This window comes from Nesterenkonia massiliensis (genome assembly GCF_000455245.1).
In the GTDB taxonomy this organism is placed as follows: Bacteria; Actinomycetota; Actinomycetes; order Actinomycetales; family Micrococcaceae; genus Nesterenkonia; species Nesterenkonia rhizosphaerae.
Genome location: NZ_HG005165.1, coordinates 422,525 through 448,631 on the forward strand (window position 1 = coordinate 422,525; position 26,107 = coordinate 448,631).

Sequence of the window (26,107 nt, forward strand, 5' to 3'; positions counted from 1 at the left end):
GACTCCGACCCTAGGCGTCTACGGCCTTCAGAGCCGGGCCATCGGTATCCTCGGCAGGCTTGATGATGCCGAGCTTTTCCTTGATCCGGCGTTCGATCTCATCAGCCAAGTCCGGATTGTCCTTGAGGAACTGCCGAGCTTTCTCTTTGCCCTGACCGAGCTGGTCACCGTCATAGGTGAACCAGGCACCGGATTTCTTCACCATTCCGTGCTCTACGCCCATATCGATCAGTCCACCTTCTCGGGAGATGCCCTCGCCGTAGAGGATGTCGAACTCAGCCTGCTTAAACGGCGGCGCCATCTTGTTCTTCACGATCTTGGCGCGAGTACGGTTGCCCACAGCATTAGTGCCCTCTTTGAGGGTTTCGATACGCCGAACATCAACACGCACAGATGCATAGAACTTCAAGGCCTTACCGCCGGAGGTGGTCTCCGGTGAGCCGAAGAAGACACCGACCTTCTCACGCAGCTGGTTGATGAAGATCGCGGTAGTCTTGGTCTGGGCCAGGCGTCCGGTGATCTTTCGCAGCGCCTGGGACATCAGCCGAGCCTGCAGGCCCACATGGCTATCACCCATCTCACCCTCGATCTCAGCGCGCGGCACAAGAGCTGCCACCGAGTCGATCACCACAATGTCCAGCGAGCCTGAAGAGACCAGCATGTCCATGATCTCCAGCGCCTGCTCGCCGGTATCCGGCTGCGAGACCAGCAGCGCATCAGTGTCCACACCAAGCTTCTCGGCATAGGAAGGGTCAAGGGCGTGCTCAGCATCGATGAATGCTGCAATACCGCCATTGCGCTGGGCATTAGCCACCGCATGGAGAGCCACGGTGGTCTTACCGGAGGACTCAGGACCGTAGATCTCCACCACGCGACCGCGTGGGAAACCCCCAATGCCCAGTGCCACGTCCATGGCAATCGAAGAGGTAGGGATTGCTTCGATCGGCGCGCGGGTCTCATCCCCGAGGCGCATCACCGAACCCTTGCCGTATTGCTTGTCGATCTGCGACAGTGCAGCTTCCAGCGCCTTCTGCCGGTCGCCGCTCTGCTTATTCGGATTGACTGCCATGTTTCACCTCACGGGTCTTGAGTGATGCGACCTGCGCACCGATGCTCGATACATGTTTAAGGCTACTGAGAGCCTCGGACATGTTGATGGGCCACTGTCCTACTGTGGAGAGAAACACCATCGGGCCACGTATTACTGCTCTGGGGAAAACTGTACCCTTGATCGAACACAGTTTCGATAGTGTGCTGCGCGTGTCTCGAATCAGTCTCGCTTGGGAGGCCGATCTTTGCCGAACCGGCGCTCCTCAGGAATGTCCTGCTGGATGCACAGCGCCTCCCATACCTCGCGCGGAGACACTCCCGCAGCCAGGGCCTGCTTGGCAGTGAGCTGGTACCGGGAGATCACCAGCTCCCCGGCCAGCACGTGAGCATAGGATGCGCCGAATTCGTCCTCCATCAGCGTCCAGAACCGCGACTCCCTCACTGAGCTGCTCCATCGGCCTCAGCCCGCCCGGGCGTTGGGCTGCGCGGGGCGTCGTCGTACTCTGCGTAGGTCCGGTTGAGCTTGGACAACAGTCCCGAGAGGGTCTGAATCTCCTCCAACGTCCAGGGACTCAGCATGTCCAGGTAACGCTCCGAGCGCTCCTTCTGGGCCGCTTCTAGGCGCTCGCGCCCTTCCTCAGTCAAGGAGATGACCAGCGCGCGCCCGTCGTCGGGATCTGCTTTCTTGGTGATGAAACCGCGCTCAGCCAAAGTGCTCAGCTGACGGGAAAGAGTCGGCTTGCCGATGCCCAGATGCCGCGAGATAGTCGTCATTCGCTGCGGACCGTTAGTCTGCAGGGTCGAGAGCACCGAATAGGATGCAGGCTCAATCTCCGGATCGATCCGTTGCGCCAGCTGAATAGCATTATGGCGGCGGCGGACGAACAGCCTGTAGAACTCCTCCTGGAGCTCCTTGACTTTGGCACGGCGGTCGGTCGATGTCATGCGTGCCAGTCTAAGCGGAAGTGAAACGGCCGCCCGCTTTCACGGACGGCCGCCTTCGAACATCAGTAGGAGACGAGCTCCTCGTGACCGAACTCGCGCTGGAATTCGGTGGGCACTGTATCCGGCACTGTCAGGCCCTCGGCTGTAGCGATGCGCTCAGCAACCTGGAAGAGCATGACCGCAAGCGGCACATTCAGCGCCGTGCAGATAGATGCCAACAGTTCAGAGGAGGCTTCCTTCTGTCCGCGCTCCACTTCTGAAAGGTAGCCCAGAGATACTCGGGCATCGTGGGACACATCACGCAGGGTGCGACCTTCGGACTGACGAATGCTTCGCAGCACGTCACCAATCTCTTGACGCAGGACCACTCCCTTGGACTCTCGGGTGTCCGCTCCGGCGGCACCATCAACGTCCATGTCCTTCCAACGGGTGACTCCGTTGACGGTGACTGGCTGTCGAACCATGGAAATCGCTCCTTTAAGATTCATGCGTCTCGCCTAAGAAACAACTGACCTGCCCGCCGTTTTGTTCCCCACTCTAGCTAAGAACCGGCGCTGGCGGGCAGTCCCGCCGGTTCGGTCAGCAGAAAATCCTCCACTAGTTTCAACGCTCCCTGCACTGAAGCCTTTCGGATCTCGACCCGCATCTGGTCAGGATCAGCCGAAGGGTCCAGATGCAGCAGCAGTGCACCGGCCAGCCACTGCTGCGATATGTCCTGGTCAATCCGGTCACAGCCCTGCGGAAGGCTCAGGCCCAGCCGCTGAACAGCATCCTCACGGCAGGCAATGCCCAGATAGACGGTGCCGACGTCCTTACCTTGGTGCGGCGCAGGCCCGGCCACCCCGGTGGTTGAAATGCCGATATCAGTTCCGCAACGTTCTGCTGCTCCCTGAGCCATCGAAGCCGCCACAATGGGATCAACGGCGCCACGGGTCTCCAGAAGATCCGCCGAGACCTTCAGCACGTGCTCCTTAACCTGGTTGCTGTAAGCGATCACCCCGCCTAGCAGCGCCTGGCTTGCACCAGGCACATCCGCAATACGGGCAGCCAGGGAACCGGCTGTCAGAGATTCGGCGGTGGCCAGAGTCAGACCGCGGTGGGCGCAGCGCTGGACGATCTCTACCGGGTCGGTACTGGATTCGGCCTCCTCGGCCACCTTCTGCGCGTCTCCTTCAACAGGCATGGACCCAAGCCTAGACCCGAAGTCCGCACAGTTGCTGAGAACGTCAGCGACGTCGACGCGGAGTCAGTCGCCACGGGAACGTAGCGCAGCCGCCCGCATCCGCAGCGCCGAGATCAGATAGTCAACGCCGGTCACCACGGTCACCACAGCGGCCAGATCCATGATCCAGAACGCAATATCGGCCAGCCAGGGGGCAATAACCACAAGCGGCAGCAACATCAGCTGCAGGCCTGCAGACTGCAGCACTGTCTTCAGCTTCCCGCCCCGTGATGCCGGCATGACCCCGTAACGAATAACGGCCATCCGCAGCACCGTCACACTGATTTCGCGTACCAAGATCACGATGGTGACCCACCAGTGCAGCTCACCCAAGAGCGAGAGCATCACCAAACCTGCACCGATCAGCAGCTTATCGGCGATGGGATCAGCGATTTTGCCGAAGTCGGTGACCAGATTTCTCGCCCGCGCTAAGTCGCCGTCGATCTTGTCGGTGATCATCGCCGCAGCGAAGACACCGGCTGCAGCCCAGCGCCACGGGCCGTTCTCCGCGGCGAAGGCTTCTTCAGTACCGGCAGTGTCAAGGAGCAGGAACCAGATAAAAACCGGTACCAGCGCGATGCGCACCATGGTGAGAATATTGGCGATGTTCCACAGGGGAGCTTGCTGAGGTGTGGTCACGTGGGAGTCAATGTCCTTATCGTCCGGTCAGCTGCCAGGCATCTTCAGAGCTGGTGTTCTCGTGACCGTCATAGTACTCCTGCGCCTGGGGCAGCCCAGCAGTCCGAGCGGCCATATCCCTGGCGATGAGGTCCTCCCCCCAGTCCTGCTGCGGGTTCTGCGCAGTGCTGTACTCCGCTCCGGACTCGGCGTCGGGTTCGGCTGCTGACGGGCTGCTGCTCTGCGCCGGGCTGTAGTCCTGGCTGTACTCCTGGTCAGCCTGCGCGGGCTTCTCGGCAGGCACCGAGCGGCCGGGTTCGCGTTTGACCACATCATGCTCATAGGGGGCTTCGGCATCATCCTCGGCGGACGATGGCCCCTCCCCCTTGATAGTGGCAAGCACCTCCGGCAGCTCCTCCGGGGTGACCAGCACGTCGCGGGCCTTGGATCCTTCGGAGGGGCCGACCACGCCGCGGGACTCCATGAGGTCCATGAGGCGACCAGCCTTGGCGAAACCAACGCGCAGTTTGCGCTGCAGCATGGAGGTTGAGCCGAACTGGGTGGTGACCACCAGTTCGGTGGCCGCCAGCAACAGCTCGAGATCATCGCCGATATCCTCGTCGATCTCCTTCTTGCGCGCAGTCTCCTTGGGCACCACATCCTCGCGGTACTGGGCCTTGAGCTGGGACTTCACATGGTCGACGACGGCGTGCACTTCCGACTCATTGACCCAGGCGCCCTGGACGCGCATCGGCTTGGACATGCCCATGGGCAGGAAGAGCGCGTCGCCCTGGCCGAGCAGCTTCTCCGCACCCACGGAGTCCAGCACCACGCGCGAATCAGTTGCCGATGAGGTGGCGAAGGCCATCCGGGAGGGCACATTGGCCTTAATCAGGCCGGTGACCACATTGACGGAGGGGCGCTGGGTAGCCAGCACCAGGTGGATGCCGGCAGCGCGGGCCAGCTGAGTGATGCGGACGATCGAATCCTCGACGTCGCGCGGGGCCACCATCATCAGATCTGCCAGCTCATCCACGATCACCAGCAGGTAGGGGTAGGGGCGCAGCACCCGCTTGGAGTCCGGGGGCAGCTGAATCTTGCCTGCTCGCACCGCCTTGTTGAAGTCATCGACGTGCTTATAGCCGAAGTGGGCCAGATCGTCGTAGCGGTTGTCCATCTCTTTGACCACCCACTCCAGGGCCTCTGCGGCCTTCTTGGGGTTGGTGATGATGGGGGTGATCAGGTGAGGGATGCCCTCATAGGCGGTCAGTTCCACACGTTTGGGGTCCACCATGACCATGCGGACCTCATCCGGGGTGGCCCGCATCAGCACCGAGGTCACCATGGAGTTGATGAACGCAGACTTACCAGCACCGGTGGCGCCGGCAACCAGCAGATGCGGCATCTTGGCGAGGTTGGCCACTACGTAGCCGCCCTCGACGTCCTTGCCCACACCCATCACCATGGGGTGCTCGGTCTTGCGCGCAGCGTTGGAACGCAGCACATCCCCTAGGGATACCACCTCTTTGTCCCGGTTGGGGATCTCGATGCCGATGGCGGATTTGCCCGGAATAGGGCTGAGAATACGAACCTCGGGGCTCTTCACCGCATAGGAGATGTTCTTCTCCAGGTTAGTAACTTTCTCCACCTTGGTGCCCGGTGCCACCTCGATCTCGTACCGGGTCACAGTGGGTCCACGGGAGAATCCGGTGACCTCGGCATCGACCTTGAACTGCTGGAAGGTGTTGTCCAGCGCTTCGACGATCTCCGCATTGGCCTCGGAATGCTCCTTAGGCGGCGGGCCTGCCGGCAGCATGGACTGATCCGGCAGGGTGTAGGTGACGTCCCCGGAGAGCTCCAGCTGTTCGCTGCGGGCGGGGAAATCCGTAGGTGCTGCCGGTGCCTCCGGCGTGGAAACCGGCTTGGGTGTAGAAACAGGCGCAGCAGCAGAGCGCTCCGGTTCTTCCTCCGGCTCAGCGACACCTGCGGCGCGCTTGATCTCGGCGATCTCCTGTTCCTGCTTCGTGGGGCGCTTCACACCCGGGCGCAGTCGCGGTGCCGCCTTGGTCTCGGCGGTTTCTGCCGCAGGCTCGGTGAGCACCGAACTTTCATACGCGCCCTCGGCGGCAGCATCGGCTTCACCTTCACCGGATCCACTGGCGTGGGTGTCGATATCAAAGACCTCGGTGGGCTGGGTGGCGGCCCGGGCGTCGTCGTTCTTCTTCCCGGCCAGGCCACCAGTGGCGATCTTGGCCAGCAGCGAAGTTCCGGACTCTTCCGGCTCAACGGCAGCTTTCTTGGCCCGACGCGGGCGCGGGGCAGGTTCATCCTCAGCCTGACGCTGCTGGGATTCCCCACCGGAGGGCAGGTCTTCGTAGTCCCGGTACTGCGGTTGGCTGGCCTCGCCGATGACGTAATTGCGGGCCACGGCAATCCGCTCCGGGATGCGTCGCACAGGGGTGTCGGTGAGCACCAGCAGACCAGCTGCCAGGGTCAGGCTCAAGAAGATCCACACCGGATACTGAGTGATGAGCGAGGCGATGGGGGCCGCGACCAGGTAGCCCAGGATCCCGCCGGAGGTCAGCAGGTTAGCGAAGCCCCCGGTGTCTCCGGCCTCGAACATTTCGTTAATAGTGGGCATCCCGCCGGCAAGGTGGGACAGACCAGCAGCAGAAGCCAGGACGATGCTCAGGCCGATGGCGACGCGGCCGTTGGCTTCGTGCTCCTGCGGGGTTCGAAAGTAGCGCACAGCGGTGATCAGCAGCACCAGCGGCAGGATGACCGAGGCCCAGCCGAAGGTCCCGGCCGTGGCGCGGTGCACCACCGCAGAGATCCAGTGGTCCCAGTTGGCGGCACCCCACCAGTCGACCACAGCGGTCAGACCTGCCAGCAGGAAGAAGACCAGTCCCGCGCCGTCGCGCCGGTCATCAGGGTGGATCTTCACCTGCCGCCCGACGCTGCGCACTGAACTGCCCACCGGGGTAGCCAGGGCCAGCCAGATGCCGCGCAGGGCTGCAAAGAGCAGGTTGCCGCGCTCCTCGGGCTGTGCTGAGGAGTTTTTCGACGTCGTCGCGCGAGCCTTGGAAGAGGAGCTCTTCTTCGATCCGACGGCTCGCGAGGGGGAAGTACGTGTCGCCATGGTCCCCAACTTAGCCGCTGACACCCCCGATGTGTAGGACTCCACGCCGCAGCGGTCCGCATATCTGCGCCCCGTACGATAGCGCACAGGACCCTATCACCCACGCAGAAGGATCCCATGGCACTGCCGCGCGAATTCGAGATGACTGATCAGGAGCGCATTCGTCTCCACGACTTCTACCGGACACTGCACGCCCATCCAGAGCTCAGCATGCAGGAGCATCAGACGGCCGCACGGATAGAGACGGTCTTGAGCGAACTCGATGTTGAGCACTTTCGCTGCGCTGACACCGGCGTGGTGGCAGTGGTGCACAACGGAGAAGGCCCAGTGGTGGCGATGCGAGCGGATATGGACGGGCTGCCCATTGAGGAGAAGACTGGCCTGGAGTATGCCTCCCAGCAGCACGGGGTGCTGCCCAACGGGACACCCACCGCAGTCATGCACGGCTGCGGGCACGATACCCATGTGGCTTCCCTGCTAGGTGCCCTGCGGGTGCTGCTGCGCTGCCGAAGCAGCTGGAGCGGAACGCTGGTGCTGGTCTTTCAGCCCGGAGAAGAGACCGGGCAGGGCGCTCAGGCGATGATCGATGACCGGCTCTGGGACCGTGTTCCGCAGCCGCAGGTAGTCCTGGGACAGCACGTCTCCCCTGGTGAGGCCGGCACGGTGACCATGGCGATGGGCCCAGCGATGGCGGCTCTGGATTCGCTGAAGGTCACCGTCTACGGCAAACAGGCCCATGGCTCGCGGCCTCATCTGGGCATTGACCCCATTGTGCTCGGGGCAGCTATGGTGCTGCGCCTGCAGACCATCGTCTCCCGGGAGGTGGATGCCCATGATGCGGCGGTGGTCACCGTCGGTGTCTTCCAGGGCGGTGTGAAGGAGAACATCATCCCAGAGCAGGCGGAGTTCCAGGTGAATGTGCGCACCCTGACCGAATCAGTGCGCGAGCAGGTGCTGGCCGCCATCCACCGGATTATCCGAGCAGAGGCTCAGGCCTCAGGTGCGCCGGAGCCGGAGATTGAGCATTACGCTCAGCTTCCGGCCACTGTCAACGACGCCGAGGCCGCCGCCGAAGTCTTCGCCAGCCTGGGAGAAGCCCTGGGCGAGGAGAACGTGACTGTGGAGCGCCCGCGGATGGGTTCAGAGGACTTCGGACTGCTGGGCCGCGCCGCTGGTGTGCCCAGTGTGCTGTGGTTCTTCGGCAGCTCTGCGCCGGATGTGGTGAATCCACCGGGGAACCACTCACCGTATTTCGCACCGCTTCTGGAGCCTACGCTCAGCGCAGGGACTTACGCCATGACAGCGGCAGCCCTGCGCTGGTTAGCGTCTCATCGAGCCTGAGGTGCTCAGGTCTCGACTACCACCGGGACAATCATGGGCTTGCGCCGCAGCTTGCGGCTGACCCATGCCCCGATAGTGCGGCGAACCACCTGCTGGAGCTGGTGGGTGGTGTGTTCTTTGTTCTCCTGGATCGCCTCAGTGAGAGCCTGGGCAATCTTGGGCTTGATGCCCTTGAAGACCTCATCCTCCTCGGCGACACCACGTGCGTGGATATCCGGTCCGGCCACGATCTTGCCGGTCTGCCGGTTCACCACGGTCACCACGGAGATGAAGCCTTCTTCGCCCAACACACGCCGATCCTTAAGATCGGTGTCGGTGATCTCACCGATGGAGGATCCGTCCACATAGACGTAGCCGGCCTCGATCTGCCCCACCACCCGGGCGGTGCCGGCACGAAGGTCCACCACCGATCCGTCCTCGCACAGCAGCACGTTCTGTGCCGGCACACCGGTCTGTTCGGCCAGTTTGCCGTTGGCGATCAGGTGCCGGGTTTCACCGTGGACGGGCATGGCGTTCTTCGGCTTGAGGATGTTGTAGCTGTAAAGCAGCTCGCCCGCGGAGGCGTGTCCGGAGACGTGCACCTTGGCATTGTCCTTGTGAATGACGTCGGCGCCGAGCTTCATCAGTCCGTTGATCACCCGGTAGACCGAGTTCTCGTTACCAGGGATCAGTGAGGAGGCCAGGATGATGGTGTCCCCCTCCCCCACCTGGACCTGGTGATCGCCATTGGCCATCCGGGACAGGGCGGCCATCGGCTCACCCTGGGATCCGGTGGACATCAGCACCACCTTGTGATCGGGCAGCTGGTCCACCTTCTTGATGTCCACCAGGATGTTCTCCGGCACATTGAGGTAGCCCAGCTTGGCGGCAATGGACATATTGCGCACCATAGAGCGGCCGACAAAGGCGACCTTGCGATCATGGGCCACAGCGGCGTCGAGCACCTGCTGGACGCGGTGGATATGGCTGGCAAAGCTGGCCACGATGATGCGGCGCTGAGCGCGGCCGAAGACCTGCTCGATCACCGGTCCGATCTCCTTCTCAGGAGTGGTGAACCCGGGGATATGGGCATTGGTGGAGTCGGACATGTAGAGGTCCACGCCCTCTTCGCCGAGCCGGGCGAAATGCCGCAGATCGGTGATCCGCCCATCCAGCGGCAGCTGGTCCATCTTGAAGTCACCGGTGTGCAGCACTGTGCCTGCCTCGGTGCGGATGAAGACTGCCAGGGCATCTGGGATGGAGTGGTTGACCGCCACGAACTCACGCTCGAAGGGGCCGAATCGCTCCACTTCCCCCTCGGCCACCGTCAGCGTATAGGCGTTGATCCGGTGCTCGGCCAGTTTGGCCTCCACCAGCGCCAGGGTCAGTTTGGAACCGATCACCGGAATATCCGGCTTCTTGCGCAGCAGATAGGGCACTGCGCCGATATGGTCCTCGTGGCCGTGGGTGAGTACGACGCCGACGACGTCGTCCAGCCGGTCTTCGATGTAACTGAAGTCAGGCAGGATGAGGTCGACGCCGGGCTGCTCTTCCTCGGGGAAGAGCACGCCGCAGTCAACGATGAGGATTTTGCCGTCGATCTCGAAGATGGCCATATTCCGGCCCACCTCCCCGAGACCGCCCAGCGGCACGATCCTCAGCGTGCCGTTCTTGAGCTTGGGCGGGGTCTGAAGTGTTTCAGGTGCCACTATGTGACGGGTTCCTTTCTAGAGCTTCCAGCCTGCCTCTCGCAGGTCGGCAAGGACGAGCTGCTGCTCGGCCTCATTGGCCTGCACCAGGGGCAGGCGAACGTCTGTGTTGATGGGGAAGCCCATCCAGTTCAGGACCAATTTGGAGGACACCGCACCCTGCACCCGGGTCATCAGTGCACGGATCACCGGCCCCAGCTCGCTATGGGCGATGCGGGCCTCCTTCAGGTCATAGCCGAGCACGGCGTCGATCATCCGCCGGAAGGTGGGGCTGGCCACGTGAGAGGTCACGGAAACCACACCGGCAGCGCCCATGGCCATCCAGGCCAGCACGTTCTGGTCATCACCGGAGTAGACCTCGAGGTCAGTCTTGGTGAGGACCTCTGTGGTGGCGGTGATGTCGTTCTTGGCGTCCTTCAGCGACATGATCCGCGGGTGCTCAGCGAGCTTCAGGATGGTCTCGGTAGCGATCGGGATGCCAGTACGACCGGGGATGTCGTAGATCATCAGCGGCAGGTCAGCAGCATCTGCCACTGCCCGGTAGTGGGCCAGCACGCCGTCCTGGGAGGGCTTGTTGTAATAGGGGGTGACCACCAGCTGGCCATCGGCACCGGCCCGTTCGGCTTTGGCTGCCATCTCCAGATCGTGGCTGGTGTGATTGGTGGAGGTGCCGGCGATGATCTTGGCCCGGTCCCCTACTGCGGATTTCGCCGCACGGACCAGATCGGCCTTCTCATAGTCCTCCAATGTGGAGGTCTCACCGGTGGTTCCGGAGACCACAAGGGCGTCATTGCCCTCGTCTACCAGCTTCGCGGCCAGCGCTTCGAAGGCCTTGAAGTCCACGCGGTCGTCTTTAGTGAATGGGGTCACCATGGCGGTGATGAGGTGACCGAAATGCGGGTCGGTCTGGTCAGGGTGCTGAACCTGCCCCTCTGCCAGGTAGGGGTCGAATTCGCGGGGTGCCTCGTGGACGTCGTCGCGCGCCACCTCATTCTCTGCTGCCATAGGACGTAGCCTACCGTTTGTGAGCTCTCGCACCCGAACTTCTTCCGCCCGCCGTCGTTCCGCTGCAGGACGCTTGTGGGGCGTTGATGCCGCCCGTGGACTGGCCCTGCTGGGGATGATGACGGTTCACGTGATTCCCACCACCGGTTTTTCCGGGGAGGCGACATGGGCCGGACTGCTCTTTTCCGGACGCTCCGCAGCGCTTTTCGCCGTGCTGGCCGGCGTCGGCCTAGCGCTGCTGACCGGCGGGTCCGCCGGTGAGCGCTCCAGTGACCGGCTGAACTGGGATCGCAAAGTGGTGGCGGTGCGGGCGGTGCTGATCATCCTGATAGGCCTGGTTCTCTCGCTGCTGACCTCAGGCGTGGCGATCATTCTGGTGCACTACGGCGTGATGTTCGTTCTGGCGCTGCCGTTTCTGCGCCTGGGAGCCCGCTCGTTGGCTGCAATTGCCGCAGCTTGGGTGGCGATCGGACCGCTGCTCTACTGGTACTGGCAGAACGCGCTGCGTGAGACGCTGGCTCCGCTGGACCATCCGGCCCGGTTGTGGAGTTCCCCGAGCCCGTTGGATCTGACCGATCCTGCACTGCTTGGCATGGACCTACTGGTCACCGGCTATTATCCGCTGTTGATCTGGCCTGCGTATTTCTTCGCCGGGATGGCCATCGGCCGGCTGAACCTCAAAAGTGTCACGACGGCGGTCTGGCTCACCGTGGCAGGCGCAGCCACCGCCTGGGTGATGCTGCTGATTGGCCGGCTGATCATGTGGCAGTCGGACATCGTGGTCAATATGGCAGCAGTCTCCGGCTACAGCCAGGACCGGGTTCGGGGTGCGTTGACCGCCGGGGATCATGTGCTTCCCTTGGTAACTGATCCCCGGTGGTTCCTGCTGTCCACACCGCATCAGGGGACCCCGGTGGAGCTGCTGCACAGTATTGGGGTGGCTTCCGCTGTGCTCGGGCTCTGCCTGCTGCTGGCCCGGCCGTTCAAACTGCTGCTGAGCCCCCTGGCCGGAGCCGGATCCATGCCGCTGAGTCTCTATGCAGGGCATCTGGTCATCCTGCATCTGTGGCGTCCCGACGGCGCGGTGCTGAATGATCTCAGCGCGGAGACTCTGCTGCTGATCCTGGTAGTGGCGGCGTTGGCGCTGGGTCTGCTGAAGACCGCGCTGGGACGCCGCGGACCGCTGGAGGCCGCCACATATGCCGCCGGTACCGCAGTGGCTGGTCCGCGGCCATAGACAACTCACCGATAGGCTGGTGGCTATGAGTGCGCAGCAGATTTCAGTAGCGGTCCTGGGAGCCGGGGGCCGGATGGGTTCAGAGGCGGTCAAGGCCGTTGAGGCGGCCTCGGATATGCAGCTTGTTGCAGCCCTGGGCCGCGGAGATTCACTTGATCAGGTAGTGGAAGCCGGCGCTACCCACATCGTTGATCTGACGGTGCCTGATTCCACAGAGGCCAATGTGCATTTCGCCGTGGAGAACGGGCTGCATGCGGTGGTGGGGACCACCGGCTGGGACGCCCAGCGTTTGCAGCGGTTGGAACAGAAGCTCACCGAGCACGCCGGGGTGGCAGTGCTCATCGCCCCGAACTTTGCACTGGGTTCAGTGCTGGCATCGGCCTTCGCGGCCAAAGCTGCCCAGTACTTCGAGTCCGCGGAGATCATTGAGCTGCACCATCCGAATAAGGTCGATGCCCCTTCTGGCACTGCGGTGCGCACTGCCGAGTTGATGGCTGCCGCTCGCCGCGAGCTTCACGTGCCGCCTTCTCCCGATGCCACCGAGTCCCAGCTGGATGGTGCCCGCGGGGCGGTGGTGGAGGATATCCATGTTCATTCGGTGCGGCTGCGCGGGCTTGTAGCGCATCAGGAGGTACTGCTGGGGTCTGCCGGGGAACAGCTGAGCATCCGGCACGATTCCTTCGACCGCGCCAGTTTCATGCCCGGTGTCCTGTTGGGGCTGCGCACCGCGGCCTCCCGGCCGGGGCTGACCTACGGTCTTGATGGCTACTTGGATTTGGGGCTGTAGCGGTGCGGGATAAGTTCTGGACCTGGGTCATGATCGTGCTGGTGGGCATCGTCATGACCGGCGCGGTCATCAGTGCGTGGCGTTTCCTCAGAGTCGACGACGCCGCTGCCCGCGCGCTGGGCATCGGCACTCTGCTGCTGGTGGCCATTGGCGTCTGGTTCCTGTATCACGCCATTGCCTTCGGCTTCCGTACCGAGCGGTTGGGACGGATTCTTCAGGCCGAGGATGCGCTGCCGGAAGACACTGTGGAGCGCTCACCGGGCGGACGGCCCAACCGCGAACAGGCCGACGCGCAGTTCCAGCGCTATAAGGCTGAGGTCGAGGCAGCTCCGCAGGACTGGCGGTCCTGGTACCGGCTGGCGGTGGCCTATGACGTAGCCGGTGACCGGTCACGGGCACGCAAATCGATGAGCAGGGCCATCGCGATGGAGCGCTCCGCTCGCTGAGCCCCGGACCTGACCCCCGGGCCTGCGCGTCGGCCCGATGTTTCAGTGCAGTCCGAGTCAGTGCAGTCCGAGTCAGTGCAGGTCAGCTGCGGCTTCGCGGATGGCCTGAGTGACTCGCGTCAGCCGCGCGGATTCAAGATTCCAGGTCTGCCAGTACAGGGCGACGTCGCGGTGAAGTCCCTCCTCCAGCAGCACCAGCGAGCCATCGCTGATCAAGGTACCCAGCTGCATCTGAGGCAACATGCCCCAGCCCAGGCCGGCGCGCACCGCATCCAGAAATCCCTCCGAGGAGGGAATCACGTGCGCCGGCGCTGATGCGGTGATCCCTTTGCTGCGCAGCAGGTCATGCTGTAAGTCATCTTTGCTGTTGAACCGCAGCGCCGGTATCGACTCCCAGTCCACTCCTGCGGCTGTGGTGTGCCGCTTAGCCAGCAGCGGGTCCGCCACCGGCAGGTAGCGCATATCCCCCAGGTGTTCAACTGTGCAGCCGTTGATGGGTTGCGGTTCTGCGGTGATCGCTCCGAGGACCTCGCCGGTGCGCAGCAGTGCGCTGCTGTGATCCTGATCTTCCACGTGCAGATCAAGCGTGATGTCGCTCCACCCGGCTGCTGACCGCAGGACTGGATAGAGCCATGTGGCAAGAGAATCAGCGTTGACGGCCAGTGGCGTGATAGTGCGGGCGGCAGGTCCTGGGCTCAGCTCCTGCCAGGTCTCTTCCTGTAGTAGCTGCACTTGACGTGCCAGGCGGAGCATTGCCGATCCCGCAGCAGTCACTGAGCACGGTGATTCGCGGCGCACCAGAAGCTGCCCGACGTGCGCCTCTAGGGCTTTGACTCGCTGGCTGACCGCAGACTGGGTGATCCGCAACTGATATGCAGCGCCCTCAAAGGAACCCTCGTCGATGATGGCGGCCAGAGTTCGCAACTGGTCCAGGTTCATGAAGCAATGCTAATCCAGCAGCAGTCGCATTCATTTGTCTGATAGCCCCGGTCTGCCTAGCGTGAGGCTATGAGCATTTTTGGGATGGGGACACTGACTGGATTGGCCCTGATCGTCGCCATCGGGGCGCAGAACGCCTTCATCCTTCGGCAAGGGCTGCGCCGGGAGCATGTCGGCGCCGTCGTGGCCCTGTGCATCCTCAGCGATGTGCTGCTCATCTTCGCAGGTACTGCCGGTATCGGTGCGCTTGTCGCAACCTTCCCTGCGGTTCTAGAGATTCTGCGCTGGGCGGGCGCGGGATATCTGCTGTGGTGGGCGGTGCGCTCATTCCGTGCGGCATGGAAACCCACTGCGTTGCAGGAGCAGACGCCCCGCTCCCGCGGCTCGGTGGTCCTCACTGCTGCGGCGCTGACGTATTTGAACCCCCACGTGTATCTGGACACCGTGGTGCTGCTGGGCAGCCTTGCCAATCAGCACGGCGTGCAGGGCCGGTGGATCTTCGCCTCCGGTGCCGCGGCGGGCTCTGTACTGTGGTTTACCGCCTTGGGTTTCGGCGCGAGGGCACTCTCGGCAGTGCTCAACCGACCTGGCGTCTGGCGGGTGATCGATATCTGCATCGGCGTGATGATGGCGGCTCTGGCAGTCTCGCTCATCCTCGGCTCAGCACTGCTGACCTGAGGCGGTGAGTGAATTCAGCCCCAGCTGTCGGAGGAACGGATGTCAGCGACCTGATCACAGAGCTCGGGCAGCAGCTCAACGAGCACTTCCATGCCATAGCGCACGGCAGTGGGGGAACCCGGCAGGTTCACAATGACTGTGCCTTCCTTGACTCCGGCCACACCCCGGTTCAGCGCAGCAAGCGGAGTGCGGTCTCGGCCGTGTGCCCGGACGGCCTCCACAATGCCGGGGATCTCCTTATCCAGCATCGGTTTGGTGAACTCAGGAGTCAGGTCATCCGGAGTCAGCCCGGTGCCGCCAGAGGTGATGATGACCGCCGGGGCCACCTGCACCAGCAGCTCCGAGAGCGCGGCGAGCACACCTTCGCCATCGGGGATGATCACTGGAGGGCGGCATATGAAGCCGATCTCGTGAGCGAACTCTTCGATGATCGGCGCCGAGAGGTCCTCGCGCTCGCCGGTGGCGGCTCGAGTAGAAACAATCACCGGGGCAATCACCCGGGCGTCAGCGTCGTAATGCTGCTGCACCTGCTGCGCTGTGTCATCCTGCGCTGTGTCATCGCTCATAGCCCAAGCCTAAACCCCGTAACGGAATCCTCTGCGCCGAACAGAGAGCCTTGGTAAGCACAACGCCCCCGGACTCTTAAGAGGAGACCGGGGGCGTTGAAGCTCACCGCGAGCGGAGGAAGGGCTACTTCTTCAGATCGTCGATGATGGTGTTGAAGGTCTGCGAAGGCCGCATGATGGCGGTGGTCTTCGCCTCGTCAGGGCGGTAGTAGCCGCCGATATCTGCCGGGGAGCCCTGGACGGCCAGCAGCTCCTCCACGATCTGCTGCTCGTTGGCCACCAGCGCTTCGGCCACCGGCTTGAACTGCTCAGCCAGGTCGGCGTCCTCGGTCTGCTCAGCCAACTCCTTGGCCCAGTACTGCGCCAGGTAGAAGTGCGAACCGCGGTTGTCGGTGGTACCAAGCTTGCGTCCTGGGGAGCGGTTCTCCATCAGGAAGGTCGCAGTGGCACGATCCAGCGCCGAGGCCAGCACCTTGGCCTTAGGCGCGGAGGCCTGCTCGGCGTACTTTTCCAGAGAGGGCACCAGCGCGAAGAACTCGCCCAGGGAGTCCCAGCGCAGGTAGTTCTCCTCGGTCAGCTGCTGCACATGCTTGGGGGCGGAGCCGCCGGCACCGGTTTCGAAGAGGCCACCGCCTGCCATCAGCGGCACAATCGAGAGCATCTTCGCGGAGGTGCCCAGTTCCAGGATCGGGAACAGGTCGGTCAGGTAGTCGCGCAGCACGTTACCGGTGACGGAGATGGTGTCCTCCCCGTTGCGGAGGCGCTCCACTGAGTACTTGGTGGCTTCCACGGGGTTGAGGATCTTGATCTCCAGACCATCGGTGTTGTGGTCATCAAGGTAGTGCACCACCTTGGAGATCAGGTTCGCGTCATGGGCGCGCTTCTCGTCGAGCCAGAAGACCGCCGGTGCGCCGGTTTCCCGAGCGCGGGTGACCGCCAACTTCACCCAGTCGCGGACGGGGGCATCCTTGGTCTGGCAGGCACGCCAGATATCGCCTGCCTCCACCTCGTGCTCGAGCAGCACGTCACCGGCGGAGTTGAGGACCTGGACCTTGCCGTCGGCTTCGATTTCGAAGGTCTTATCGTGGGAACCGTACTCCTCCGCCTTCTGCGCCATCAGGCCCACATTCGGGACGGTGCCCATGGTGGTCGGGTCGAAGGCGCCATTGGCCTTGCAGTCCTCGATCACCGCCTGGTAAACCCCGGCGTAGGAGGAGTCCGGGATCACCGCGAGGGTGTCGTCGGTCTCGCCCTGTGGGCCCCACAGCTGGCCGCCGTTGCGGATCATGGCCGGCATGGAGGCGTCCACAATCACATCGGAGGGCACGTGCAGGTTGGTGATGCCCTTGCGGTCATCAACCATGGACATCCGGGGGCCCTCTTCCAGAGCCTTTTTGTACTCAGACTTGATGGCTTCACCGGTCTCACCCAACTTCTCGGCACCGGAGAGGATCGAGGCCAAACCGTCATTGGCCGAGAGACCGGCCTGGGCCAACTCAGCACCGAACTTCTCGAAAATCGTCGGGAAGAAGGCCTTCACAATGTGCCCGAAGATGATCGGATCAGAGACCTTCATCATCGTGGCCTTCAGATGCGCGGAGAAGAGCACATCGGATTCCTTGGCGCGCTGAACCTGCTCCGCGAGGAAAGCATCCAGGGCCTTAGCGCTCATGAACGTGGCATCGATCACTTCGCTGGCCTGGACAGCCAGCCCGTCCTTAAGCACGGTGACCTCACCGTCAGCGGCCACGTGCTGGAAGGTCAGCGTATCCTCGGACTCGATGATGACCGACTGCTCGTTGGAGGCGAAGTCGTTGACGCCCATTGTGGCCACTTCAGTCTTGGAGGCTGAGTTCCACTCCCCCATGCGGTGCGGGTTAGCGCGCACATAGGACTTGATGGAGGCCGGAGCCCGGCGGTCGGAGTTGCCCTCGCGCAGCACAGGGTTCACTGCTGAACCCTTGACCTTGTCATAGCGGGCACGAATCTCGCGCTCCTCATCAGTGGAGGGGCTCTCCGGGTAGTCCGGAAGCGCATAGCCCTGGGACTGCAGCTCGGCAACTGCGGCTTTCAGCTGCGGCACCGACGCGGAGATATTCGGCAGCTTAATGATGTTGGCCTCAGGAGTCTTGGCCAGCTCACCGAGCTCGGCCAGGGCATCGGCCTCAGCCTTGTCCTCACCGACATAGTCGGGGAACTGCGAGATGATGCGTCCCGCCAGCGAGATATCGCGGGTCTCGACCTCAACACCTGCGGTGGAGGCGAAAGCTTCAACGATGGGCTTCAGCGAGAAGGTCGCCAGCATCGGCGCTTCGTCGGTATTGGTATAGATGATCTTTGCCATGCAGGCATCTCCCTCGAGGTCGATCGTGTGGTGTAGATCTTCAATTGTCCGGGTCTAAACCTATCAACGACGACGGCCGCCGGTGGCCCCGCCGTCGGGCTTCAGGGCGATCACAGCCCCAGCACCGCCCGGGCGATCATGAAGTAGACGATCAGGCCGGTGGCATCCACGAAAGTGGAGATGAACGGATTGGCGAAGACTGCCGGGTCTGCGCCGAGCTTCTTACCCAGGATCGGCATCATCCCGCCGGCGGAGGCCGCCAGGGTGCACATGGAGACCAGAGTCAGGCAGATGACTGCGGCAATGGCCCACGGGTTGCCATCGCCCGGCCCCCACAGGCCCACCAGTACGAACCCCAGTGCTCCCAGCACCGACCCCAGAGTCAGACCGACGCGGACTTCACGCCAGAGCACCTTGAAGACGTCCCTGGTGGTGATATCGCCCAGCGCCAATGCACGAGTGACCGTTGTAGCCGCCTGGTTTCCGGTATTTCCGCCGGTGCCGATCAGCAGCGGCACAAACAGCGCCAGAGCTACGACCTGCTCCAGGGTTGATTCGAAGATGTCCAGCACCTGCACGGTCAGCGTAGCTCCGACGGCGAGCACCAGCAGCCACACCACTCGGGAGCGCATAATCGTCAGCACCGGTGTGGAGAGGTATGGCCGGTGCAGCGGTTCGGCACCACCATGGCGAGCAGCATCCTCAGACTCGGCTCGCTCCAGGATGTCCAGCGCGTCATCCACGGTGAAGATCCCGACCACACGGTGCTCTTTGTCCGTGACCGGCATGGCCAGATGCTTGCGGTCTGCACAGCGGCGTGCCGCATCCTCGGCGTCATGATCGGCATCTACTGAGTCTGCCTCGGTCATCAGCGCTTCGACGATCTGCTCATCATCATTAGTCAGCAGATCCCGCAGTGACACCACGCCCTTGAGCAGCCGCTGACGGTCCACTACGGGAAGGGTGTAGATGGTTTCCGCGTCGGTTCCGGCGCGGCGGACCTTCTCCATCGCCTGCCTTACAGTCCAGTGCTCGGGGATGGCGACGAACTCCGGACTCATCTGACGCCCAATAGTGCCGGAGGGGTAGCCCAGCACGATATTGGTCAGCGACCGCTCGCGCGGATCCAGATGACGCAGCATCTTCCGTGCCACCGAAGCTGGCATTTCGTCCATCAGACGCACACGATCATCGGGTTCTAGAGACTCGAAGAAGTGCGCGACCTCTCCGTCTTTGAGGCCTTCGATGATCTCGTGCTGCAGTGCCTGATCCAGCATGTCAAAGACTTCCACGGCGGTGTCCTTGGGCAGCAGCCGGAAAGTCACCGCCCGGTCTTTGACGCCTAGACGCTCGAGGAAGTCGACGACGTCGCCAATGTGGAGCTCATCCAGTGCCACGCGCAGTTCACGCAGCCGCTCATCGCGGATCAGATCTGCAAGTTCGTCCAGCTGTTCAGTCATCAATACCACCCCTGTGGTGAAGTAGGTCAAGGCCTGTGGTCACGGCGTGCCCCTGCGGCAGCGTGACCTTCACAGGTCTGCGCCGCGGGGCTAGGTACTTGATCGACTCATAAGCATCAGACTACCCGCCCTTAGTGGTAGAAGTGACGCGCACCGGTGAGGTACATCGTCAGTCCTGCCTCCTCCGCTGCGGCGATGACCTCGCTGTCGCGCTGCGAACCGCCGGGCTGCACCACAGCTGTCACCCCAGCGGTAATCAGACTCTGCAGTCCGTCAGCGAAGGGGAAGAATGCGTCAGAGGCCGCTACCGAGCCCCGTGCCCGCTCGACTCCGTCGCCAGCCAGGGTGTTGGCGCGCTGCACTGCCAAGCGGCAGGAGTCCAGGCGGTTGACCTGGCCCATGCCGATGCCCACGGTGGCCCCTGCCGAGGCCAGCAGGATGGCGTTGGACTTCACCGAGCGCACTGCGCGCCAGGCAAACTCGAGGTCAGCCAGGGTCGCGTCGTCGGCCGCGGATCCGGATGCCAGCTTCCAGTTCTTCGCGCTATCGCCTTCAGCGTGCAGGGCGTCGGAGGCCTGCAGCAGCATGCCTCCGGAGATCTGCTTGTATTCGATGCGGTCACGGCTGTGTCCGGCGGCCAGTTTGATCAGCCGGATGTTCTTCTTCTTCGTGAGGATGCTCAGCGCTTCCTCCTCGAAATCCGGGGCGACGACGACCTCAGTGAAGACCTCGCTGACGGCCTGCGCCATCTCCGCACTGATGGGCCGGTTAGCGGCGATGACGCCGCCAAAAGCCGAGAGCGGGTCACAGGCGTGGGCGCCGGCATGAGCCGCGGCAATGGTCTCACCCACGGCCACGCCGCAGGGATTGGCGTGCTTGATGATCGCCACGGCCGGCTGATCGAAGTCGTAAGCCGTACGCACCGCGGCGTCGGCGTCGACGTAGTTGTTGTAGCTCATCTCCTTGCCGTGCAGCACGCTGGCCTGGGCCAGACCCGCGGCTGCGTTCTGCTCAGCGTAGAGGGCTGCCGGCTGGTGCGCGTTCTCGCCATAGCGCAGCGTGGAGACCCGCTCCAGCGCCAGGCCGGCGTAGGGCGGAAAGTGGAGCTTCTTCTCTCCCGCCGCCGGAGGCGCAGGAAGTGCAGCAGTGTCGAAGTCGTCGTCGAACTCTGTGGAGGTCCAGCGCGCCACTGCCGTGTCATATGCGGCGGTGTGGGCGAATGCCAGTGCTGCCAGACGCTTGCGCTGGCCCAGCGTAAAGCCGCCTTCCTTGGCAGCCGCCACCGTCTCGCTATAGCGCAGCGAATCCACCACGACAGCTACCGAGGCATGGTTTTTGGCGGCAGCGCGCACCATGGAGGGCCCGCCGATGTCGATCTTCTCCACGATCTCTTCCTCCGAGGCCCCGGAGGCGACAGTCTCGGCGAAGGGGTAGAGATTGACCACCACGAGGTCGAAGGGCTCCACCTCGAGCTCGGTGAGCTGGCGGCGGTGATCCTCCAGGCGACGATCAGCCAGAATTCCCGCGTGGATTCGCGGGTGCAGGGTCTTGACCCGACCGTCAAGGCACTCCGGGAATCCGGTGATCTCCGAGACTTCGATGACGGGGACCCCGGCTGCTGCGATGCGGGAGGCGGTGGAGCCGGTGGAGACGATCTCCACACCGGCATCGTGGAGACCTTGGGCCAGCTCGGCCAGACCGGTCTTGTCAAAAACGGAGATCAGCGCGCGCCTGATGGGCTGAACTCCCGCCTCGCTCTGCTGCTCCTGATTCAGAGTCTGCTCGTTACCCATGGGCGCTCCTTAGTGCTGAACCGTCAAGACCGGGAACCAGTCTAGCCGCCGGTCTCCTGCGCTGATCGACGTGGACGATCAGGCATCGAATTTATAGCCCAGGCCACGGACGGTCACGAGCAGCCGCGGCTTGGCGGGGTCGGCCTCGATCTTGGATCGAAGCCGCTTGACATGAACATCGAGAGTTTTGGTGTCTCCCACATAGTCCGAGCCCCACACCCGGTCGATGATCTGTCCGCGAGTCAGCACTCGCCCGGCGTTGCGGATGAGAATCTCCAGCAGCTCGAATTCCTTCAGCGGAAGATTCACCATTCGGCCTGCCACCTCTACGATATGGCGTTCAATATCCATCCGGACAGGACCGGCCACAATGGTGGAGGAGTCATCAAACTCCGGTTCGGTGTGCCGACGCAGCACTGCGCGCACCCGGGCCAGCAGCTCGCGTGAGGAGTAGGGCTTGGTGACATAGTCATCGGCGCCAAGCTCCAAGCCCACCACCTTGTCGATCTCTGAATCCTTGGCGGTGAGCATAATCACCGGCACCTTGGAGCGCAGCCTGATCTGCCGACAGACCTCTGTACCCGGCTGACCAGGCAGCATGAGGTCTAGCAGCACGAGGTCGGCGCCCTCTTTGTCAAAGACCTCTACCGCCTCGAAGCCATCCTCGGCGACCGCTACGTCGTACCCCTCCTTCTGCAGGGTGTACGAGAGCGCCTCCGAGAATGAAGCCTCGTCTTCGACGATGAGAATCCTGGTCACGCGTTTCCTCCTTCACCCGCGCTGCGGCGAGCGGACTGGGTGTCTTCTGTCAGGTCATCGGTATTCAGATGGGCGGTGAGATCCACGGGGTCTTCGCCGAGGCCGGTGAGGCTGTCCAGCCCCTCTTCCAGCTCAGGCAGGCGCACCGTGAAGGTCGAACCGCGCCCGGGCTGAGACCACAGGGCTACTTCACCGCCGTGGTTGGTGATCACGTGTTTCACGATGCTCAACCCCAGGCCGGTGCCACCGGTCTGGCGGGAGCGGGCGGCGTCGACCCGGTAGAAGCGTTCAAAGATGCGCTCCTGATTCTCCGGGGCGATGCCGATGCCCTGGTCCGTAATGGTGACCTGGGCGATACCGTCCCGGCTGGTCAGCCCGATGCCCACCCGGGTGTTGTCCGGGGAGTAGCGCACGGCGTTATCAATCAAGTTCCGGAAGGCCATGGTCAGCTGATCGGAGTCCCCGTGAACTCGGCGCGGTAGCTTCCCGCCCACGCGGAGCTCTATCCCCTTCGACTCGGCTGGCAGTCGGGAACGGTCCACAGCTTCAGCGATGACGTAGTTGAGGTTCACCGGCTTTCCTGCGTGGACCACGTTCTTGCCCTGGACTCGGGAAAGCTCAATGATGTCCTGGACAAGCGCAGCCAGCCGGTTGGCTTCCTTGTGCAGGCGCTGGGAGAACCGGGCCACGGCGTCGGGATCATCTGCGGCGTCTTCGATAGTCTCTGCCAGCAGAGAGATCGCTCCGACGGGAGTTTTTAGCTCATGGGAGACGTTAGCGACAAAATCATTGCGCACCGCTTCGGTGCGAGAGACTTCGGTGCGGTCATCAGCAAGCACAAGAATGTACTCGTCCCCCAGTGGGGCCACTCGCAGGTGCACCACCATCGTGGTCTCGCCCTGCAGTCCGCGTGTCAGCTCCAGCTGCTGGTCAATGATGACTCCGTCGCTGCGGACCCGTGCAGTAAGCCCCAGCACTTCCTGATGGACCACGGTATGGCCACGCACCAGGCCGAAGGCGTAGGCGGCAGGGTTGGCGCGCACCACGCCGTCGACGGTGTCAACCACGATATAGGCCAGCCCCAGAGAGGCAAGAACCTCGGTGGCGCCTTCGGGCATGGTGGGTTCATCGACGTCGATACCGGCGGCACGCTGTCGTTCGCTGACTCTGAAGGCATGCATGCCCACCACGCCGATGGCGAGTCCGACGGCGCCGGAGAGGGCAGCAATGAGCAGGGGGTCCACGATCCTCCAGCTTATGCTCTTGCTCACCCTCGTGTTGCCCACATGACGGCCCGGCGTTAATCGTTCACGTTCTGTTCATCTTCTGGTTGCCTAGAACCTCAGAGCGCGTTTACCCAAGTACCTGAAGATATTGGGTGCATACTGCGTCCCAGGAGCCAACACAGGGCCCGTCGAGGAAAGGAACCGCGTAACGTGCGCAAACTCTTCCAGGAGGATCTCCATAAGCTCGGAGACCAACTGACCGATATCTCCGTGCTTGTCTCCGAGGCAATGGAGAAAGCCTACCGGGCCTACGAGACTGCTGATGTGCAGCTGGCCGAGGAAGTCATCGCTGCTGACACCCGGATCGACACGCTGCAGAACGACCTCGATGAGAAAGCCATCGAACTGCTGGCACTCCAGGGTCCGGTAGCTGGAGACCTGCGCCTGATCGTTGGTGCGCTCCGGATGTCCGCCTCGCTGGAGCGCATGGGAGATCTGGCCCGACACATCGCTCAGCTGGTGCGGCTGCGCTATCCGGATCCGGTTGCTCCTCAGCAGCTGGTGGATGTGTACCGGCAGATGGCCGAGAAGGACATCCAGATCGCTAAGAAGCTGGTGGAGCTGCTGGTCACCCGCCAGGTAGACCTGGTGGCTGAAATCGCTGCGCTGAATGAGCAGATCAACGAGCTGCACGCCGGAATCTTCACCGCTATCGCGGCTGATAACTGGGACGCTTCGCCCTCGGCCACCGTGGACTCGGCCCTGACCAGCCGGTACTTCGAGCGCTTCGGCGACCACGGTGTCTCGGTGGCGAAGAAGGTGCTCTACCTGGTCACAGGCCAGTGGGAAGCTGAGCCCACCGCCTGAGCGCCTAGACGCAACCACCCGCCGTCGTTGCGAATAATGTAAAGAAACTGCCGGAACTCCCTGCCAATCAGGGTCAGTTCCGGCAGTTTCTTTACGTAAGTTCCGGCCCATTGCCCAGCAGCACCCTCAGCCGCCTCAGCATCGAAGAGAAGTTCTCCGCCAGATCCACGCGATTGACTTGAATGACCGTCCATCCTGCGTGAGCGAACTCTGCGTTGCGACGCTGGTCTCGGGCCTGCTGTTCGGCGCTGAAATGATGTTCCCCTTCGTATTGCAGAACAATCCGCCGATCTCGGTAGCCGGCGTCGCCCTCAGCCGAATAGGGGTCCTGCGGGTCGCGCTTGATCTGCAGCTCAGGCTCCGGCAGCCCGGCCCGGCCAATCCCAAGACGCATAGCCGTCTCCGGCGGCGAGTCCGCGCCGACTCGGACCAGCTCGACGGCTTCCCGCGCCCGAATGATGCCATGCCGTCCCTTGCCCAGCTTCACGGCCTCATTCAGATCGGCGATGCTGCACCAAGGGTGGCTGCGCCCTTCCAGACGGGGACGCGGGAGACGCACCAGTTGATCCCCAAAGCTGATCAGCTCATCGCGTGTCAGGTACCGAGCCAACTCAACGAACAGTTCAGCGGGTTCAGTCACGGGCACACCTTGAATCCATCGCCTGCGCACCGGTGCCGCAGCCACCCTGTGGATGACCACTAACGGATCGACGTCGGACTGATGAGTTCTCCCTTGAGCTGTCAGAGTCACCCGAGAATCCTGCTCCCATCGCGCAGGAAGGCGGAGTCGGTAGAGCTTGGCGGCGCTGAGATGACTCACCCGCACTGCCGCCGACCTGCGACACAGCGCCGCCAGCAGCGCAGCATGCTCCGCCGGCTCCGGAGAAGAGGTCTGCGACGGCGCCCCTGATACGGCCACTTGATCGGCCAGCGGAAGATGCCGATAGGTGCCTCTGCCAAGCCGCTCAATATCGCGGGCGCCCAGGCGCCGGTCCCGAATCCCGAGAGCGAACGCCTCGGCTCGCGTGAAGACGCGGCCGATCAGCTGGCTCGGCAGAGGCGTTGGCGGTCGCATAGTGCCAGCCTGGCCCAAACCCGGCAGCGGCGGGACGCCCGTCGTCGAGCTGTGGAAAAGAAAACGTAAAGAAACTGCCGGAACTCCCTGCAAATCAGCAGGAGTTCCGGCAGTTTCTTTACGTTTTGCGCCCGAGGGACGTTGTTGGGTGTTAGCGCTACTTCTTCCCCTGGTTGGCCACAGCCTCAATGGCGGCCTTGGCTGCCTCGGGGTCCAGGTAGGTTCCGCCGGGGGTCACCGGCTTGAAGTTCTCATCCAGCTTGTAATGCAGCGGGATACCGGTGGGGATGTTCAGCCCCGCGATGTCTTCATCGCTGATGCCGTCCAGGTGCTTGACCAGTGCGCGCAACGAGTTGCCGTGAGCAGCCAGCAGCACAGTCTTCCCGGACTTCAGATCGTCCTGCACCTCAGTCTCGAAATAGGGCACAAAACGGTCGACGACGTCCTTGAGGCACTCGGTCTGAGGGGCGGCATCGCCAAGATCCGCATAGCGGGGATCGCCAACCTGGGAGTACTCGTCGTCGGCGTCGATGGCCGGCGGCGGAGTGTCGTAGGAGCGCCGCCAGGTCATGAACTGCTCATCACCGTAGGTCTCCCGGATCTGGGTCTTGTCTTTGCCCTGCAGAGCACCATAGTGGCGCTCGTTCAGGCGCCAGTCGCGCTTCACCGGGATCCACAGTCGGCCAGCAGTCTCCAGAGCCAGGTGTGCGGTGGTAATGGCTCGCTGCAGCAGGGAGGTGTGGACCACATCGGGGAGCAGATCATGCTCGGCCAGCAGCTCGCCGCCGCGGGCAGCTTCTGCACGCCCCTGCTCGGTCAGCTGGACGTCCACCCAGCCGGTGAAGAGGTTCTTCTGGTTCCAGTCGCTCTGTCCATGGCGGAGCAGAATCAGGTCGTATGCCATAAGCGGTTGCTGATCCTC

Annotated in this window: 24 protein-coding genes; 6 read left to right on the plus strand and 18 right to left on the minus strand. The window is 63.0% G+C overall.

All coding sequences use genetic code 11. The annotated features are described in order from the left end of the window. Positions 1–10: 10 nt before the first annotated feature. The 7 genes from recA to TX78_RS01970 form a co-directional block, all read right to left on the minus strand. The gene (gene recA / locus TX78_RS01940; RefSeq protein WP_044493101.1) at positions 11–1,069 is read right to left on the minus strand and encodes a recombinase RecA; all 1,059 of its coding nucleotides are present in this window, start codon (positions 1,067–1,069) and stop codon (positions 11–13) included. Positions 1,070–1,270: 201 nt separating this feature from the next. Continuing rightward, positions 1,271–1,492, minus strand: coding sequence for a DUF3046 domain-containing protein (locus TX78_RS01945; RefSeq protein ID WP_044493103.1), 222 nt, complete (start codon positions 1,490–1,492; stop codon positions 1,271–1,273). Continuing rightward, on the minus strand, positions 1,489–1,995 hold the full coding sequence (locus TX78_RS01950) for a MarR family winged helix-turn-helix transcriptional regulator (protein ID WP_049897313.1): 507 nt from the start codon (positions 1,993–1,995) through the stop codon (positions 1,489–1,491). The genes TX78_RS01945 and TX78_RS01950 overlap by 4 nt, the downstream gene beginning before the upstream one ends. A 62-nt stretch (positions 1,996–2,057) precedes the next feature. Further along, a complete protein-coding gene (locus tag TX78_RS01955; RefSeq protein ID WP_044493106.1) occupies positions 2,058–2,459 on the minus strand; it encodes a helix-turn-helix domain-containing protein in 402 nt (133 codons plus the stop codon). 77 nt (positions 2,460–2,536) lie between these two features. Next, complete coding sequence (locus TX78_RS01960; RefSeq protein WP_049897315.1) at positions 2,537–3,178, minus strand: CinA family protein; 642 nt, start codon at positions 3,176–3,178, stop codon at positions 2,537–2,539. Between the two features lie 63 nt (positions 3,179–3,241). After that, positions 3,242–3,856 carry a CDP-diacylglycerol--glycerol-3-phosphate 3-phosphatidyltransferase gene (pgsA, locus tag TX78_RS01965; RefSeq protein WP_267878911.1) on the minus strand — a complete coding sequence of 205 codons (615 nt, stop codon included), beginning with the start codon at positions 3,854–3,856 and terminating at the stop codon, positions 3,242–3,244. Positions 3,857–3,872: 16 nt separating this feature from the next. After that, entirely contained in the window at positions 3,873–6,974 is a 3,102-nt protein-coding gene (locus TX78_RS01970; RefSeq protein ID WP_044493110.1) for an FtsK/SpoIIIE family DNA translocase, read from the minus strand. 117 nt (positions 6,975–7,091) lie between these two features. Between TX78_RS01970 and TX78_RS01975 the strand changes: the two genes are divergently transcribed. Further along, entirely contained in the window at positions 7,092–8,315 is a 1,224-nt protein-coding gene (locus TX78_RS01975; protein ID WP_081652490.1) for an amidohydrolase, read from the plus strand. A gap of 5 nt (positions 8,316–8,320) precedes the next feature. Here the strand turns inward: TX78_RS01975 and TX78_RS01980 are convergent, their stop codons facing one another. Together TX78_RS01980 and dapA are read right to left on the minus strand one after the other, a co-directional pair. After that, positions 8,321–10,003, minus strand: a complete 1,683-nt coding sequence (locus TX78_RS01980) for a ribonuclease J (protein WP_081652491.1) — start codon at positions 10,001–10,003, stop codon at positions 8,321–8,323. 18 nt (positions 10,004–10,021) lie between these two features. Beyond that, the gene (gene dapA, locus TX78_RS01985; RefSeq protein ID WP_081652492.1) at positions 10,022–11,008 is read right to left on the minus strand and encodes a 4-hydroxy-tetrahydrodipicolinate synthase; all 987 of its coding nucleotides are present in this window, start codon (positions 11,006–11,008) and stop codon (positions 10,022–10,024) included. Positions 11,009–11,027: 19 nt separating this feature from the next. On the opposite strand from dapA, the gene TX78_RS01990 reads away from it, so the two are divergent. From TX78_RS01990 to TX78_RS02000, 3 genes are read left to right on the plus strand one after another with little or no spacing between them, the layout of a single operon-like run. After that, a complete protein-coding gene (locus tag TX78_RS01990; protein ID WP_044493113.1) occupies positions 11,028–12,245 on the plus strand; it encodes a heparan-alpha-glucosaminide N-acetyltransferase domain-containing protein in 1,218 nt (405 codons plus the stop codon). Between the two features lie 25 nt (positions 12,246–12,270). Beyond that, positions 12,271–13,032, plus strand: coding sequence for a 4-hydroxy-tetrahydrodipicolinate reductase (gene dapB / locus TX78_RS01995; protein ID WP_044493564.1), 762 nt, complete (start codon positions 12,271–12,273; stop codon positions 13,030–13,032). Positions 13,033–13,034: 2 nt separating this feature from the next. After that, positions 13,035–13,478, plus strand: a complete 444-nt coding sequence (locus TX78_RS02000; protein WP_049897316.1) for a hypothetical protein — start codon at positions 13,035–13,037, stop codon at positions 13,476–13,478. A 72-nt stretch (positions 13,479–13,550) separates the two neighbouring features. Here TX78_RS02000 and TX78_RS02005 read toward each other — a convergent pair whose 3' ends face one another. Next, a complete protein-coding gene (locus tag TX78_RS02005; RefSeq protein ID WP_044493114.1) occupies positions 13,551–14,417 on the minus strand; it encodes a LysR family transcriptional regulator ArgP in 867 nt (288 codons plus the stop codon). A 69-nt stretch (positions 14,418–14,486) separates the two neighbouring features. Here TX78_RS02005 and TX78_RS02010 point away from each other — a divergent pair, with 69 nt between their 5' ends. Continuing rightward, positions 14,487–15,095: a LysE/ArgO family amino acid transporter gene (locus TX78_RS02010; RefSeq protein WP_044493115.1), complete on the plus strand. Its 609-nt coding sequence runs from the start codon at positions 14,487–14,489 to the stop codon at positions 15,093–15,095. 14 nt (positions 15,096–15,109) lie between these two features. On the opposite strand, the gene TX78_RS02015 is transcribed toward TX78_RS02010, so the two are convergent. From TX78_RS02015 to TX78_RS02040, 6 genes are all read right to left on the minus strand, one after another. Next, complete coding sequence (locus TX78_RS02015; protein ID WP_044493116.1) at positions 15,110–15,661, minus strand: MogA/MoaB family molybdenum cofactor biosynthesis protein; 552 nt, start codon at positions 15,659–15,661, stop codon at positions 15,110–15,112. A gap of 124 nt (positions 15,662–15,785) precedes the next feature. Continuing rightward, positions 15,786–18,005 carry an NADP-dependent isocitrate dehydrogenase gene (locus TX78_RS02020; RefSeq protein ID WP_044493117.1) on the minus strand — a complete coding sequence of 740 codons (2,220 nt, stop codon included), beginning with the start codon at positions 18,003–18,005 and terminating at the stop codon, positions 15,786–15,788. 110 nt (positions 18,006–18,115) lie between these two features. Then, positions 18,116–19,465 carry a magnesium transporter gene (gene mgtE / locus TX78_RS02025; protein WP_049897318.1) on the minus strand — a complete coding sequence of 450 codons (1,350 nt, stop codon included), beginning with the start codon at positions 19,463–19,465 and terminating at the stop codon, positions 18,116–18,118. 131 nt (positions 19,466–19,596) lie between these two features. Next, complete coding sequence (purH, locus tag TX78_RS02030; RefSeq protein WP_044493119.1) at positions 19,597–21,258, minus strand: bifunctional phosphoribosylaminoimidazolecarboxamide formyltransferase/IMP cyclohydrolase; 1,662 nt, start codon at positions 21,256–21,258, stop codon at positions 19,597–19,599. 78 nt (positions 21,259–21,336) lie between these two features. Next, positions 21,337–22,017, minus strand: a complete 681-nt coding sequence (locus TX78_RS02035) for a response regulator transcription factor (protein ID WP_044493124.1) — start codon at positions 22,015–22,017, stop codon at positions 21,337–21,339. Beyond that, entirely contained in the window at positions 22,014–23,261 is a 1,248-nt protein-coding gene (locus TX78_RS02040) for a sensor histidine kinase (RefSeq protein ID WP_081652494.1), read from the minus strand. The genes TX78_RS02035 and TX78_RS02040 overlap by 4 nt, the downstream gene beginning before the upstream one ends. Before the next feature lie 192 nt (positions 23,262–23,453). Between TX78_RS02040 and phoU the strand changes: the two genes are divergently transcribed. Beyond that, positions 23,454–24,110, plus strand: coding sequence for a phosphate signaling complex protein PhoU (gene phoU / locus TX78_RS02045; protein WP_044493125.1), 657 nt, complete (start codon positions 23,454–23,456; stop codon positions 24,108–24,110). A gap of 91 nt (positions 24,111–24,201) precedes the next feature. Here phoU and TX78_RS02050 read toward each other — a convergent pair whose 3' ends face one another. Continuing rightward, complete coding sequence (locus TX78_RS02050; RefSeq protein ID WP_049897320.1) at positions 24,202–25,185, minus strand: hypothetical protein; 984 nt, start codon at positions 25,183–25,185, stop codon at positions 24,202–24,204. 157 nt (positions 25,186–25,342) lie between these two features. Beyond that, the gene (locus tag TX78_RS02055) at positions 25,343–26,089 is read right to left on the minus strand and encodes a phosphoglyceromutase (RefSeq protein WP_044493127.1); all 747 of its coding nucleotides are present in this window, start codon (positions 26,087–26,089) and stop codon (positions 25,343–25,345) included. Between the last annotated feature and the right edge of the window lie 18 nt (positions 26,090–26,107).

What these genes read in the sequence shown, in the direction of transcription:
- recA (WP_044493101.1), bottom strand. Translation starts at nt 1,069, where the DNA reads ATGGCAGTCAATCCGAATAAGCAGAGCGGCGACCGGCAGAAGGCGCTG.
- TX78_RS01950 (WP_049897313.1), bottom strand. Translation starts at nt 1,995, where the DNA reads ATGACATCGACCGACCGCCGTGCCAAAGTCAAGGAGCTCCAGGAGGAG.
- TX78_RS01955 (WP_044493106.1), bottom strand. Translation starts at nt 2,459, where the DNA reads ATGGTTCGACAGCCAGTCACCGTCAACGGAGTCACCCGTTGGAAGGAC.
- TX78_RS01960 (WP_049897315.1), bottom strand. Translation starts at nt 3,178, where the DNA reads ATGCCTGTTGAAGGAGACGCGCAGAAGGTGGCCGAGGAGGCCGAATCC.
- TX78_RS01970 (WP_044493110.1), bottom strand. Translation starts at nt 6,974, where the DNA reads ATGGCGACACGTACTTCCCCCTCGCGAGCCGTCGGATCGAAGAAGAGC.
- TX78_RS01975 (WP_081652490.1), top strand. Translation starts at nt 7,092, where the DNA reads ATGGCACTGCCGCGCGAATTCGAGATGACTGATCAGGAGCGCATTCGT.
- dapA (WP_081652492.1), bottom strand. Translation starts at nt 11,008, where the DNA reads ATGGCAGCAGAGAATGAGGTGGCGCGCGACGACGTCCACGAGGCACCC.
- dapB (WP_044493564.1), top strand. Translation starts at nt 12,271, where the DNA reads ATGAGTGCGCAGCAGATTTCAGTAGCGGTCCTGGGAGCCGGGGGCCGG.
- TX78_RS02005 (WP_044493114.1), bottom strand. Translation starts at nt 14,417, where the DNA reads ATGAACCTGGACCAGTTGCGAACTCTGGCCGCCATCATCGACGAGGGT.
- TX78_RS02010 (WP_044493115.1), top strand. Translation starts at nt 14,487, where the DNA reads ATGAGCATTTTTGGGATGGGGACACTGACTGGATTGGCCCTGATCGTC.
- TX78_RS02015 (WP_044493116.1), bottom strand. Translation starts at nt 15,661, where the DNA reads ATGAGCGATGACACAGCGCAGGATGACACAGCGCAGCAGGTGCAGCAG.
- TX78_RS02020 (WP_044493117.1), bottom strand. Translation starts at nt 18,005, where the DNA reads ATGGCAAAGATCATCTATACCAATACCGACGAAGCGCCGATGCTGGCG.
- mgtE (WP_049897318.1), bottom strand. Translation starts at nt 19,465, where the DNA reads ATGACTGAACAGCTGGACGAACTTGCAGATCTGATCCGCGATGAGCGG.
- purH (WP_044493119.1), bottom strand. Translation starts at nt 21,258, where the DNA reads ATGGGTAACGAGCAGACTCTGAATCAGGAGCAGCAGAGCGAGGCGGGA.
- TX78_RS02050 (WP_049897320.1), bottom strand. Translation starts at nt 25,185, where the DNA reads ATGCGACCGCCAACGCCTCTGCCGAGCCAGCTGATCGGCCGCGTCTTC.
- TX78_RS02055 (WP_044493127.1), bottom strand. Translation starts at nt 26,089, where the DNA reads ATGGCATACGACCTGATTCTGCTCCGCCATGGACAGAGCGACTGGAAC.